The 12,681-nt window shown below is 70.1% G+C and carries 15 protein-coding genes; 11 read left to right on the top strand and 4 right to left on the bottom strand.

All coding sequences use genetic code 11. The features are described 5' to 3' along the window. Positions 1 to 17: 17 nt before the first annotated feature. The gene (locus ND450_RS28505) at positions 18 to 179 is read left to right on the top strand and encodes a hypothetical protein (protein ID WP_253321626.1); all 162 of its coding nucleotides are present in this window, start codon (positions 18 to 20) and stop codon (positions 177 to 179) included. On the opposite strand, the gene ND450_RS28500 is transcribed toward ND450_RS28505, so the two are convergent. Both ND450_RS28500 and ND450_RS28495 read right to left on the bottom strand, forming a co-directional pair. Further along, positions 155 to 916: a nucleotidyl transferase AbiEii/AbiGii toxin family protein gene (locus tag ND450_RS28500; RefSeq protein WP_253321625.1), complete on the bottom strand. Its 762-nt coding sequence runs from the start codon at positions 914 to 916 to the stop codon at positions 155 to 157. The genes ND450_RS28505 and ND450_RS28500 overlap by 25 nt on opposite strands. Continuing rightward, positions 909 to 1,544 (bottom strand): type IV toxin-antitoxin system AbiEi family antitoxin, encoded by a 636-nt coding sequence (locus tag ND450_RS28495; RefSeq protein WP_253321624.1) that lies wholly within the window; start codon positions 1,542 to 1,544, stop codon positions 909 to 911. The genes ND450_RS28500 and ND450_RS28495 overlap by 8 nt, the downstream gene beginning before the upstream one ends. A gap of 107 nt (positions 1,545 to 1,651) precedes the next feature. Between ND450_RS28495 and ND450_RS28490 the strand changes: the two genes are divergently transcribed. Together ND450_RS28490 and ND450_RS28485 are read left to right on the top strand one after the other, a co-directional pair. Further along, a complete protein-coding gene (locus ND450_RS28490) occupies positions 1,652 to 3,169 on the top strand; it encodes an AfsR/SARP family transcriptional regulator (RefSeq protein WP_253321623.1) in 1,518 nt (505 codons plus the stop codon). A 50-nt stretch (positions 3,170 to 3,219) separates the two neighbouring features. Further along, positions 3,220 to 3,960 carry an SDR family NAD(P)-dependent oxidoreductase gene (locus tag ND450_RS28485; protein WP_253321622.1) on the top strand — a complete coding sequence of 247 codons (741 nt, stop codon included), beginning with the start codon at positions 3,220 to 3,222 and terminating at the stop codon, positions 3,958 to 3,960. Here ND450_RS28485 and ND450_RS28480 read toward each other — a convergent pair. Further along, positions 3,957 to 4,652, bottom strand: coding sequence for an alpha/beta fold hydrolase (locus ND450_RS28480; protein WP_253321621.1), 696 nt, complete (start codon positions 4,650 to 4,652; stop codon positions 3,957 to 3,959). The two genes, ND450_RS28485 and ND450_RS28480, sit on opposite strands and share 4 nt — an antisense overlap. Positions 4,653 to 4,667: 15 nt before the next feature. Here ND450_RS28480 and ND450_RS28475 point away from each other — a divergent pair, with 15 nt between their 5' ends. Further along, positions 4,668 to 5,924 carry a cytochrome P450 gene (locus tag ND450_RS28475; protein ID WP_253321620.1) on the top strand — a complete coding sequence of 419 codons (1,257 nt, stop codon included), beginning with the start codon at positions 4,668 to 4,670 and terminating at the stop codon, positions 5,922 to 5,924. Here ND450_RS28475 and ND450_RS28470 read toward each other — a convergent pair. After that, positions 5,830 to 6,843: a YbhB/YbcL family Raf kinase inhibitor-like protein gene (locus ND450_RS28470; RefSeq protein WP_253321619.1), complete on the bottom strand. Its 1,014-nt coding sequence runs from the start codon at positions 6,841 to 6,843 to the stop codon at positions 5,830 to 5,832. The genes ND450_RS28475 and ND450_RS28470 overlap by 95 nt on opposite strands. A 66-nt stretch (positions 6,844 to 6,909) precedes the next feature. On the opposite strand from ND450_RS28470, the gene ND450_RS28465 reads away from it, so the two are divergent. The 7 genes from ND450_RS28465 to ND450_RS28435 all read left to right on the top strand — a co-directional run bounded on the left by ND450_RS28465 (position 6,910) and on the right by ND450_RS28435 (position 12,676). Next, positions 6,910 to 7,560, top strand: coding sequence for a GntR family transcriptional regulator (locus tag ND450_RS28465; RefSeq protein WP_253328016.1), 651 nt, complete (start codon positions 6,910 to 6,912; stop codon positions 7,558 to 7,560). Beyond that, complete coding sequence (locus tag ND450_RS28460; protein WP_253321618.1) at positions 7,550 to 7,879, top strand: hypothetical protein; 330 nt, start codon at positions 7,550 to 7,552, stop codon at positions 7,877 to 7,879. The genes ND450_RS28465 and ND450_RS28460 overlap by 11 nt, the downstream gene beginning before the upstream one ends. A gap of 154 nt (positions 7,880 to 8,033) precedes the next feature. Then, entirely contained in the window at positions 8,034 to 9,320 is a 1,287-nt protein-coding gene (eno, locus tag ND450_RS28455; protein WP_089909310.1) for a phosphopyruvate hydratase, read from the top strand. A 13-nt stretch (positions 9,321 to 9,333) separates the two neighbouring features. Further along, positions 9,334 to 9,828 carry a septum formation initiator family protein gene (locus ND450_RS28450; protein WP_245785870.1) on the top strand — a complete coding sequence of 165 codons (495 nt, stop codon included), beginning with the start codon at positions 9,334 to 9,336 and terminating at the stop codon, positions 9,826 to 9,828. Further along, positions 9,810 to 10,307, top strand: a complete 498-nt coding sequence (locus ND450_RS28445; RefSeq protein ID WP_253328015.1) for a DUF501 domain-containing protein — start codon at positions 9,810 to 9,812, stop codon at positions 10,305 to 10,307. The genes ND450_RS28450 and ND450_RS28445 overlap by 19 nt, the downstream gene beginning before the upstream one ends. Positions 10,308 to 10,459: 152 nt before the next feature. Beyond that, positions 10,460 to 11,743 carry a lytic transglycosylase domain-containing protein gene (locus tag ND450_RS28440; RefSeq protein ID WP_253321617.1) on the top strand — a complete coding sequence of 428 codons (1,284 nt, stop codon included), beginning with the start codon at positions 10,460 to 10,462 and terminating at the stop codon, positions 11,741 to 11,743. 102 nt (positions 11,744 to 11,845) lie between these two features. After that, positions 11,846 to 12,676, top strand: coding sequence for a helix-turn-helix transcriptional regulator (locus tag ND450_RS28435; RefSeq protein ID WP_253321616.1), 831 nt, complete (start codon positions 11,846 to 11,848; stop codon positions 12,674 to 12,676). Positions 12,677 to 12,681: the final 5 nt, after the last annotated feature.

Below are 12,681 nucleotides of genomic sequence, written 5' to 3'. Positions count from 1 at the left end.
CGACAGGACCTGAAGGAGTGGCCGTCCCGGGCCGGCACGTTCCGGTCCAATTCGGACGGCGTCACGGCCACGGCGAGCGCGCCGACCGGGTGGCGGACGTCCGGACCAGCACGGTCGTGGCGGCGAAGCCGGGCGTGATCCGCGTGGTCCAGTCCTACCAGCCGAGCGCCTTCCCGTAGGCCTCTCGGACCACACCGAGACACCACTGCGCTGCGGGTACCTCCCCCGTCTGGTGTGCCAGTTGCGAGTGCCAGTCCAGCCCGGACGGCAAGGAGGCGAAGTCGTACTTCTGCACCGAGGCTCCCGTCGTGTCGCGGACCAGGCCTGCTGCCTCGGACGTCAACGCGCCCAGTTCGGCGAGGCGGGCGAGGTCGTACAGATCCCTGGCCGCATGCCGGTCCGCCCAGGCGAGGGTCTTCATCGCTGCGAACGCCGGCAGTGTCGGCACTCTGAGCACGACGTCCGAGGTGATGTCGCTGTACCTGGTCTCGATCCGAACCGCTTCGCTCGGCCACAGAGCCCACTCCTCGTGATCGAGGAGCTGGACCCGGACGCGGAGATCGGACGTCGTCACGAGAACCCCGGGCTCGACCGCGGACCTCGCGGACCGCAACGGCGGATCCCAGGAGGTCCTGGGAAACTCGCGGCGCAGGAGCCCTGGAAGGCCTTCGTCGAGTGCGTCCGCGACGGCTCGGCGGTCCGGCGCCCAGAGGTCGATGTCCTCCGACAGGCGTCCTCCTGCGGCCGGGTCCGCGAGGTGTGTTCTGGCCAGTGCCGTTCCACCGACGAAGAGGACGTCGGGTGCTACTCGCGGCAGGCACGCCAACACGTGGCTGATCAGGTGATCGCGTCTGACCTGCTCCTCCGCGACGCCGAACAGGTCGGCGACCGCGGCGAGCTCCTCGTGATCAAGCATCCGCCGCCTCCTTCAGCCTGGCCAGTGCCCCCGGCCGGTGCTGGTCCCGTGCGAGCTCCTCGGTGACCGCCCAGTCGATCTTGCGAGCGAGAGCCCGAAGGACCGACTCGGCGGCGGCACGCTCCAGGCCGCCGAGCTCCGGACGTGCGGCGACATCGAGGGCTGTCTGCTCCGGCGTCGTCATCCAGCCGGTCGTGAGTTCGGTTTCCGTGCGTTCGAGGTCGAGGCGTCGCACGTCCCGCTTCACGAAGACCACGTCGCCCACGGCGGTGTGCAGGACCGGCCGCTGTTTGGGGACGGCCACGACCGCGGTGGCGACGGCGCGTGGCAGAGCGCCGTGACGACGTGCCGCGGTGACGCTCATCAGCGCGGCGGCGTCCCTGCCGTAGTCGGCCTGGGCCACTCCCAACGCGATTGCCGCCAGGTCCGGCCTCCATCGCGGGTCACCGAGCCGTTCCATCGGTGCGAGCGCGTAGTAGCCGGTGCTGATGCGCCAAAGCACCGCCTGGTCGAGCAATCGCTCGAACTCGCTGCGGGGGTGGGTGTACACGTCAGCCGCGTCCCTGGGGCGCAGCACCTTGTTGGCTCTCCTGGCGAGCGCCGTCGGCAGGGTGACGCGATCACTCATACAACCTCCGTGGGCCAGGACCCTACGCTCATAGTACTAGTTTCGGTCGGGCATGCCGGGAATGTGCCCGAGCGTTGACACGTTGCATGAGCCTGCGCTTCTCACTGATGGGTCCGGTACGAGCCTGGCGCGACGACGAGGAGATCGACCTGGGCCCGCGCCAGCAGCGCGCGGTCCTGGCGGCGTTGCTGCTGAACAACGGCATCCGCCTGAGCAACGACCAGCTGATCGGCATGGTGTGGGACGACCCCACGCCGAGCGCGGTCATGGCGTTGCGGACGTACACCTACAAGCTCCGCAAGCTGATGCCGGAGCTGGACCTGAGGTCGAAGGACGGCGGCTACACCCTGCGCGCCGAGCTCTTCGACGACTGCCGCGACGAGCCGTTCGTGGGGATGACCAGCACCTACTTCGAGGCGCAGCGCGTGCGGGTCGCCAACGAGCGGCTCCAGTGCCGGGAGGCCCTGCTCGAACGCGAGATGGACGTCCTCGAACTGCAGAAGCACGTCGCCGCCTTCCCGCACCGGGAACGCCCGCGTGCGCTGCTGATGCGCGCGCTCTACCGCGAGGGCAGGCAGGCCGAGGCGTTGGAGCAGTTCCACCAGGCGCGGGCTCTGCTGAACGACGAACTGGGCCTCGAACCCGGCCCCGACCTGCGTGAGGTGCACGCGCAGATCCTGAGGGGCGAGCTCACCGTCCAGCGACGGCCCGAGCAGCTGCCGCCCGACATCGACGACTTCACCGGCCGCGCCGAGGAGATCGCGCGGGCGCTCGAGACCCTGCCGCGCACGGTCGGCATCGCGGGCATGCACGGCAGCGGCAAGACCGCGCTGGCCGTGCGCATCGGGCACCTCGCCGGGGATCGGTTCCCCGACGGGCAGATCTTCGTACAGGGCCACGACGTCGCGAGCGAGCTGTTGCGCGCGGTCGGGGTGGAGAACCCGGCGGGGGACAGGGCCGCGTTGTGGCGGGAGAAGGCGCGCGGCAAGCGGTTCCTGGTCGTCGTCGACGACCTGCAGGACCCCGCCTCCGTGAAGGACCTGCACGTGCCCGGTTCGGCCATGATCCTCACCAGCGTGCGCCGCTGGAACGAGCTGCCGGGCGTGACGTGGCTGGTCGTCGCCGGGCTCGCCGTGCCGGAGGCCCGCGAGTTCTTCGCCAAGGTCGCGGACCCTGCGCGGCTCGCGGCCGAGCCGGAGCTGGTGACGAGGGTCCTCGACCGCGTCTCGCACCTGCCGAACCCGATCCGCGTGCTCGGCGGCAAGCTCAGCAGCCGCCCGCGCTTCACCGTCGCGATGCTGCTGCGGCAGATGGAGCGGGAGACCGCGCTCGGCGAGGCGGTGCCGTCGGACTGCCAGGCGGTGCTCGCGCCCATGGACAAGGCCGACCGGCAGCTGACCGGCGACCAGCGGCACCTGCTGGAGTGCTTCACCCGGCAGGGCGCCGAGGAGGTCGACGTGTGCGAGGCCGCGGCGATGTCCGGCGGTGACGTCGCGGCCATCGAGCTGCTGATGGAAGCCCTCGCCGACGTGCACCTGATCGAACCGCTGGAGCTCGGCCGCTACCGCATCCCGTCGTACGTCCGCATCTACTACTCGCTCCGCACACCCGCGCTGACCAGCTGATTCATCCGCAATTTATGGCGCGACGATGTGCCGTCGGCAAGTTCGGAGACATGTCGACCAAGGAATTCCAGGACAAGAAGGCACTCGTCACCGGAGCCACCTCGGGCATCGGCCGCGCGATCGCGGTCCGCCTCGCCGAGGAGGGCGCCACCGTCTACGTCACCGGCCGCCGCGCCGAGCTCGGCAAGGAGACTGTCGAGCTCATCGAGCAGGCGGGCGGCACCGGCCACTTCGTCGTCGCGGACGTCGGCGACCTCGACGACGTCCGCAAGCTGGTGCAGGAGGTCGGCGACGTCGACGTCCTCGTGAACAACGCGGGCATCTTCCCGTTCTCGCCGACCCCCGAGCAGTCCGTCGAGACCTACGACAAGGTGTTCGACGTCAACGTCCGCGGCACCTACTTCCTCACCGCGGCCCTCGCGCCCGCCATGGTCGCGAAGGGCAGGGGCGCGATCGTCAACGTCTCGTCCGTGGCGAGCCAGCTCGGCTCGCCGGTCGGGTCCGTCTACCACGCCTCGAAGTCCGCGATGGACGGCCTGACCAGGTCGTGGGCCCTCGAGTTCGGCGGTTCGGGCGTCCGCGTCAACTCCGTCGCACCCGGCCCGATCCGCACCGAGGCGGCCGTGACGCAGGTCGGCGAGGTGTTCGAGAGCTTCGTCGAGGTCGTCCCGGTCGGCCGGCACGGCACGGCCGAGGAGGTCGCGGAGGCCGTGCTGTTCGTGGCCTCCGACAAGGCGGGCTTCGTCAACGGCGCCGTGCTGAACGTCGACGGCGGGCTCGTCGTGGCCTAGGCCCTGGCGAGCAGTGGCCGCAGGGACGAGGGCGACTCGACGTGCACGTTGTGGCCCGCGCCGGGGATCACCACCGGTTCGGGCACCAGCTCCTTCAGGTGCTCCTGGGGGCTCATCGGGTCGTTCTCGCCCGCCGCCAGCACGACGTGGGCCTGCGAGGCCATGACCAGCCCGGCCATGTCCGGCCGGCCCACGCCGAAGGCCCTCATGTCGAGCGACGGCGCCCACCCGCCGTCCACTTCGGACACACCGTGCCGCAGCGGCACCCCGGCCATCTTCGAGGCCCGTTCCTCCGCCTCCTCCCTGGTGGCGAAGACCTTCTGCGGTTTGCCGGCCAGTGCCGCGGCCTTCTCCAGCTCCTCGTCGGTCCACCGCACCTTGATGCCGACGCCGACGCACGTGGTCACCTCGACGCCGAACCAGCCGCTCGCCAGCGCCAGCCCGACGACCCCGCCCAGCGAGTGCCCTACGACCGTGACGGGCTCCGGCGGGACGACCTTCGCGACCTCCGCGGCGAGCGAGCCGAACGAGTAGCGGTCGATCGCGGCGCTGCGGCCGTGACCGGGCAGGTCGGGCACGAGCCAGCTGCCCTCCCAGTCGCCGACGACGTCCCGCCACACCTCACCGGTCGCGCCCAGCCCGTGCAGCAGCACCAGCAACGGCCCGTTCCCACCACGTTCGACATGAAGCACGTCAGAATCCGTTCTATGCCCAGGACCGATGCCGACCTCATCGTCGACCCGGACACGTATACCTCGGGAGTCCCGCACGACGCACTGACCCGGCTGCGTGAGAGCAACGTGGTGCGCATCGACGACTTCTGGGCGGTCTTCCGCCACGAGGACGTCCGCACGGTCCTGCGCACGCCGTCCGTCTTCTCCTCGCACTGCGGCGCGACCCAGATCCGCGACCCGCGGCCGGGCGACCTCGCGTACGTCCAGCGCATGATGCTCAACCAGGACCCGCCCTCGCACACCCGGTTGCGCCGCATGCTGACCAGGGCGTTCACCCCGCGAGCGGTCGCGTTGCTGGAGGATCGGATCCGCGCGAACGCCCGCGAGATCGTCGCGGGCCTGTCCGGCGACTTCGCCCACGACGTCGCCGACCTGCCGCTGCTGACGCTGGCCGACGTCTTCGGCGTGCCCCGCCAGGACCGCGCGCTGCTCTACGACTGGAGCAACCGCGTGATCGGCTTCCAGGACCCCGAGTACGCGCTGTCGTCGAGCTCCACCGCCGGCATGACCGACATGGCCCTGCAGGCGTTGGAACTGCGCCCGGACGACGGCCGCGACCCGCGCGCACGCGACGGCATGCCCGATCTGTACGCCTACGCGCACGCGCTGGGTGCCCACAAGCGCTCGCACCCGTCCGACGACGTGGTCAGCAACCTCATGCGGGAGGACCTGACGCTGGAGGAGTTCGAGAACCTCTTCTGGCTGTTCTCCGTGGCGGGCAACGAGACCCTGCGCAACGGCATCCCCGGCGGCATGATCGCGTTGCTCTCCCACCCCGGCGAATACGCGCGCCTGCGCGCCGACCGTGCACTGCTTCCCCTCGCGGTGGAGGAGATGCTGCGGTGGTGGACGCCCGTCATGCACTTCCGCCGGACCTGCGTGCGCGACACCTCGTTGTCCGGCCAGGAGATCAGGGCGGGCGACAAGGTCGTCGTCTGGTTCTCGTCGGCCAACCGGGACGAGCGCGTGTTCACCGACCCGCACCGGTTCGACGTGGCCAGGCGCGAGGCCGACCACCTGAGCTTCGGGCACGGCCCGCACTTCTGCCTGGGCGCGCAGCTCGCCCGGACCCAGATGCGGGCGATCTTCGACGCCGTCCTGGACCTGCCGCGGGTGCTGGAGCTCGACGGCGAGATCAGCCGGCTGCGGTCGAACTTCCAGAACGGCGTGAAGCACCTCCCGGTGACCTCCGCCGGACGACGCGCTCCAGGATCCCGAGCGTCGCTTTGAGCGCGGCCTCGGAGACCACCGGGAACCGGACGCGCTCCCGCCACAGCGCGCCCACCCCCGACCAGTCGTAGTAGGAGGTCACGAGGGTGCCGTCGCCAGAAGGCGCCAGCCGGTACCCGTACACGTGCCCCACGGGCGGTTCCCACTCGCCTTTGACGGTCCAGGCGATCTCCTCGCCGGGCACGAACTCGGTGATCACCACGTCGACGTCGTACCGGCCCAGCGGCACGTCGCCGAGCGCCTCCCGGTCCATGTGCACGACGAACCGGTCTCCCGCACGCGTGACCACCTCGCCGTCCGCGCCCATGAGCATCCCCGACGCGTCGATGTCCACGTGCCCGGACGGGTCGGTCAGCACGGCGAAGATCGCGTCGGCCGGTGCCGGCACGAACCGCGACACCTCGATCGACTCGGGCCCCGGCGTCTCCGCCGTGGCGACCAGCACCGCACGCCCGAGGGTGTGCGCGGACATGAGGAAGCCGAGCAGCGCGGGCGTGCCGTCGGCGGGCACCCCGATCGACTCGACGTCAAGGGCGTGCACGACGAAGAAGTACCGGTGCTCACCGTGCCCTGCGGGCGGCGCGGCCCCGGCGAACTGCGCGACGCGAGCGTCGTTGGGCAACTGGACCGCGCCCTCCGGCAACCCCGACCCGCTCGCGCCCTCGGGCAGTTCGGTGCAGGTGGCGGGGATGTCGGCGACCGCCCAGTGCCAGAACCCGGACCCGGTGGGCGCGTCGGGGTCGTAGACGGTGACGGCGTAGCTCTTCGTGCCCGCGGGCGCCCCGCTCCAGCTCAACTGGGGAGAGATGTCCTTGCCGGACAACTGCTCCGGCGGCAGCGGCGCGCCATCGGTGATCGACGTGCTGGTGACGGTGAACGAGGCCGCCTCGGGGAGGCGGGCGAACGGATCGTTGCTCATGAGATCGACGATAGCACCAATAATCGATTATATGATGGTTCTATGATTTCCGCCGTGACGAAGCCGATGCTCTCCGAGCAGGTCCACGCCCGCCTGCGGGACGCGATCATGCACGGCCTGCACGCCCCCGGCGACGCCCTGAAGCCCCAGGACCTGGCCAAAGAGCAGGGCGTGAGCCTCGCCGTGGTCCGCGAGACCCTCGTCCGCCTGGTCGGCGAGGGCCTGGCCGACCGCCTGCCGAACCGCGGCTTCGCCGTCCCGACCATCACCGACCGCCGCTGGCAGGAGATCACCGAGGCCCGCCTGGCCGTCGAACCCGTCCTGCTGCGCATGGCGATCGACCGGGGCGACGTGGACTGGGAGGCGCGCGTGCGGGCCGCGCACCACCGCCTCGCGCGCACGCCGGCGTTCGCGGAAGGCGAGTACTCGGAAGGCGAGTACTACAGCGACGCCTGGGCCGAGGCCCACCGCGCGTTCCACCGGACACTGTTGGAGGGGTGCGGGAACTCCGTGCTGCTGGAGACCTTCGACCGGTTGTGGACGGCCAGTGAGCTGGGGCGGCGGTTCTCAGCCCGGCGCAACGGGGAGCGGGACCACGTGGGAGAGCACCGGGCTTTGGAGGAAGCCGTGCTGGCCCGGGACGCCGATGGTGCTGTCGCGGTGCTGGTGCGGCACCTTTCGTTGACGGCGGCGGGGCTGGTCGACGGTGAGCAGTGATTTCGCCTTCTGGGCACGGGGTTCCGGTGACCCGGGGGACATCTTCGACAACCTCGCCGAGGGGGATGCCGCCGCGCTGGCGAGCAGTCCGAACGTGCTGCGGTTCCGCGCGGAGCTGCTGTCGCGCTGGCCGGACCTGGGGGACGTGCTCGAACCGGACGAGCACGACGTGGCGGAGGACCCGGAGATCGCCGGCAGGTACGTGCTGCTGACCCTGTCGGTCCGTCAACTCGACCACCTCGTCGACCTCCTGGCTCTGGCGAAGCAGCACGGCCTCGTGGGGTTCAGCGGTGTCGCCGGCGAGCCGATCGAGGCCTGAGCCGAGCGCTGTAGGCAGCTCCCGATCCGTCTGGCACGATTCAGACGACAGGCGCGGGAGCACCACTGTGATCTGACGGTGTCGAGCCCCAGCCGGTCACCTGGCCCAAGTAGGCTCGTCGCGAGACGAGACGCAGGAGAAACAGGGAGCGCAAGTGGCGGTCATCGAGCAGGTCGGAGCACGCGAGATCCTGGACTCTCGCGGCAACCCCACCGTCGAGGTCGAGGTGGCGCTGGACGACGGCACGCTGGAGCGTGCGGCTGTTCCGTCGGGTGCCTCGACCGGTGAGCACGAGGCGGTGGAGCTGCGGGACGGCGACGCCAAGCGGTACCTGGGCAAGGGCGTCGAGCGCGCGGTCACCGCGGTGCTGGACGAGATCGGGCCCGAGCTGGTCGGCATCGAGGCCGTCGAGCAGCGCGTCGTGGACCAGAAGCTCGTCGACCTGGACGGCACGCCGGACAAGGGTCGTCTCGGCGCCAACGCGATCCTCGGTGTGAGCCTCGCGGTCGCGAAGGCGGCGGCGACCTCGAGCGGCCTGGAGCTGTTCCGGTACGTCGGTGGCCCGAACGCGCACGTGCTGCCGGTGCCGATGCTGAACATCCTCAACGGTGGCTCGCACGCCGACACCGACGTGGACATCCAGGAGTTCATGATCGCGCCGATCGGCGCGGAGACGTTCCGCGAGGGCCTGCGCTGGGGCACCGAGGTCTACCACGCGCTGAAGTCCGTGCTGAAGAGCAAGGGCCTCGCGACGGGTCTGGGTGACGAGGGCGGCTTCGCGCCGAACCTCGGCAGCAACCGCGACGCGCTCGACCTCATCCTCGAGGCCATCGAGAAGGCGGGCTACCGGGCGGGCCGCGACGTCGCGCTCGCGCTCGACGTGGCCGCCACCGAGTTCTTCTCGGACGGCGCCTACTCGTTCGAGAACAACAAGCGCTCCGCCGAGCAGATGATCGGCTACTACTCCGAGCTCGTCCGCGACTACCCGATGGTCTCCATCGAGGACCCGCTGTCCGAGGACGACTGGGACGGCTGGGTCCAGATGACCGCCGAGCTGGGCGACAAGGTCCAGATCGTCGGCGACGACCTCTTCGTCACGAACCCGGAGCGCCTGGAGGAGGGCATCTCCCGCCGCGCCGCCAACGCGCTGCTGGTGAAGGTCAACCAGATCGGCACGCTCTCCGAGACGCTCGACGCGGTCTCGCTGGCCACGTCGTACGGCTACAAGTCGATGATGTCGCACCGCTCGGGCGAGACCGAGGACACGACCATCGCCGACCTCGCCGTCGCGACCGGTGCCGGCCAGATCAAGACCGGTGCGCCGGCTCGTGGTGAGCGCACCGCGAAGTACAACCAGCTGCTCCGCATCGAGGAGAGCCTCGGCGACGCGGCGCGCTACGCGGGCGAGCTCGCGTTCCCGCGCTACACGCCGGAGAGCTGAGAGGCTGCAAGGCATGGCCGAGCGCGCGCGTCGTCCCCGTCGCCCCCGCGAAGAGCGGGAGGCGAGGCCCGCACGCGCGCGCAAGCCTCCTCGCCCGAAGGCGCCGACGCGGCGCGGTGAGGGCACGGGCGGCGCGTTCGGCATGACCGGTACGCGGCGGGCCGCGTTGTTCGCGATGGTGCTGTGCGCACTGGCGTTGAGCATCGCGGTCCCGTTGCGGACCTACCTCTCGCAACGCGACGAGCTGCGGGACGTGGGGGCGGAGCAGCAGAAGCTCCGCGAGACGGTCGCCGCCCTGGAGAAGCGCAAGGCCGAACTGAACGACCCGGCGTACGTGGAGATCGAGGCGCGCAAGCGGCTGCACTGGGTGCGGCCCGGCGAGACGCCCTACATCGTGCAACTGCCGGGTGACGAGAGTCGCAACACGGAAACGGAGAGGCCGTCGGGCAAGCAGGCGGCACAAGGGTCTTGGTACGAGGAACTGTGGGAATCGGTGACGCACAAGTAAGTGCTGCTGACCTGGAAACGGTCGCCAAGCAGCTCGGTCGCACGCCACGCGGGACGCGTGCGATCGCTTCGAGGTGCCCCGGCGGGCACCCGAACGTCGTGCAGACCGCCCCGAGGCTGCCCGACGGGACGCCGTTCCCGACGCTGTACTACCTGACCTGCCCCAAGCTGAACTCCCTGGTCAGCACGCTCGAGAGCGGCGGGCTGATGAAGGAGCAGCAGGACCGGCTGGCCACCGACGAGGAGCTCGCGGCCGCCTACCAGCGCGCGCACGAGTCGTACCTCGCCGAGCGCGACGCCATCGAGTCGCTGGGCACCCAGGTCACCGCGGGCGGCATGCCGGTGCGGGTCAAGTGCCTGCACGTGCACGTCGCGCACGCCCTCGCGAAGGGCCCCGGCGTGAACCCCATGGGCGACGAGGCGCTGGCGATCCTGGGCGAGCAGGGCCTGTGGCCGGCAGGGGAATGCGCGGCGAGTTAACGGTCAACGGAACCGAACACACGCTTCACTCCGTCTTGGGTACACCTAGGCTTCGTAGTGGGGCAGGGTGGGACAGGTCACCGATTGAGGCATTCGCCGTAATGGCAGGACGGCGAGCCGCGATGACACACGAGAGGTGAGAATTCGTGGCAATGGCCAAACTGCGTGGACCGTCGGCGTTGAGCCCTAGGCAAAAGGGCTTCGCCGTGGCCGCGCTCGCCGCGATGCTCGCCCCGGCCATGATCGTCGGCACCAAGCTCGTCGACTGGGTCAACCTCTCGAAGCACAACGACATCGCCGTCTCCTTAGGACCCGCCGACGTCTTCAGCGCCCTGCAGCGCGATCCGGCCGAACTGGGCGCCTCCGGCCGCCTGCCGCTGTCCGAGGAACTGAGCGCCGCCCTGCTCGCCGACCTCGAGGACGGCAGCCTCGACCTCGACGAGGGCAGCCTGCTCGACGGCTTCCCCGGCCAGCACGGCATTCCCGGCGTCATGGTGGAGGCCTACCTCCGCGCCGAGGACAAGATGGCCGAGCTCGTCCCCGGCTGCAACCTCCCCTGGTACCTGCTCGCGGGCATCGGCAAGGTCGAGTCGAACCACGCCAACAACGGCCGCGTGAACGCCGTCGGCGACGCCACCCCCAAGATCCTCGGCCCGGTGCTGAACGGCGCCCCCGGCATCGCCGCGATCCGCGACACCGACGGCGGCCGCCTCGACGGCGACACCGCGTGGGACCGCGCGGTCGGCCCGATGCAGTTCATCCCGTCGACGTGGGCGAGCTTCGGCGGCGACCTGAACGACGACAACAACGTCAACCCGAACAACATCTACGACGCCGCCCTCGGCGCCGGCCGCTACCTCTGCGCGGGTGGCGGCGACATGACCAAGCAGGCCGACAAGGCCGCGGCCGTCTTCCGCTACAACCGCTCCCCGGCGTACGTCGAGACGGTCCTCAAGTGGGCCACGGAGTACAGCGAGAACGTCGAAACCCTGCCGCCGCTCACCGACATCGGCAACGGCCAGCAGAACCCGACGCCGGGCAACCCCGACCCCGGCACGCCGACGAACCCGCCGACGACGACCACGCCGCCGACGACCACGACCACGACGACCACCACGACGACGCCGAACTGCCCGACCACGACGACGTCCACCACCACGTCGACCACGACCTCCACCACCACGTCGACGACGACGCCGACCACGACGACGTCCCCGTCCACGTGCACGACGACCACCACGACGACGCCGACCACCACCACGACCACCACGACGACGACAACGACCACCACGACGACGACGGTCCCGCCCGCGCAGACGTCGGCCTCGACCCCGGTCCAGTCGTCGTCGCAGCAGCAGTCGTCGCAGGCCCCGTCGAGCAACAGCGGTGCGTCGTCGTCCACCCCGCCGGCGATCATCACGAGCACGCCGAGCTAGCGCGGCGTGTCGGGTTGGAACGATTCCAACCCGTACCTCCTTCGGTGCGATTCGGGCAGAAACGTTGGAGTGCAGGGGAGTTCGTCTCCTAGCTTCGTCCACATGCCGAAGCGCAACTCGAGCGTGGTGGGCCGGGAGTTCGGCGATGGCGTCCGCGACGCCATCGAGCAGAGCGGCATGACCCAGCGCAGACTCGCCGAACTGGTCGACTGGCAGGAAGCCAAGGTCTCGGACCTGGTGCAGGGCAAGGGCGGCGTGAGCGAGATCGACCTCGTCCGGCTGTTGTCCTACTGCCGCACCCCGCATGAAGAAGTCGACCGCCTGGTCGCGCTCCACCGCGAGTCGCGGGAGCGGGGCTGGCTGCAGTTCCCCGAGGACGGGGTGCCGGACCAGGTGCACTCGCTCATCAGCCAGGAACGCCTCGCCAGCGGGATCACCGTGTGGTCGATGAACCTCGTCCCCGGCCACCTCCAGATCGCCGGCTACATCCGGGCCGCCGCCGAGAAGTCAGCCAAGATCAAGCCCGCCGACGTCGACTCGCTGATCCGTGCGAAGCTCGACCGGCAGGTGATCCTCAGGCCTGGCAGGGAGTTCGTCTTCTACGTGCACGAGCAGGCGTTGCGGCTGCCGGTCGGCGGTCACGACGTGATGCGGGCGCAGCTCACCCACATCCACGTGATGCTGGTGCGGCAGTACATCACCTTCCGGATCGTGCCGACCGCGATCGGCGCCCACTCCGGGTTGTCCGGCTCGTTCACCCGGCTCAGCTTCGACAAGTTCGAGCCGGTGGTCTTCATCGAGAGCCAGAACTCGGGCCTCTTCCTCGAAGACGCGGCCTCCCTGGCCAGCTACGACGAAGTGTTGAAGCGGTTGGATCAGGACGCCTTGGATGCGGAAGAATCAAGGAGGCTGATCACCGCGATGCTTGCCTGAGGAGC

Origin of the sequence: Lentzea sp. HUAS12, assembly GCF_024125735.1 — a bacterium.
GTDB classification, from domain to species: Bacteria; Actinomycetota; Actinomycetes; order Mycobacteriales; family Pseudonocardiaceae; genus Lentzea; species Lentzea albida.
Note: the sequence above shows the minus strand (reverse complement) of the source record. Positions and strands in the feature narration are given on the sequence as shown.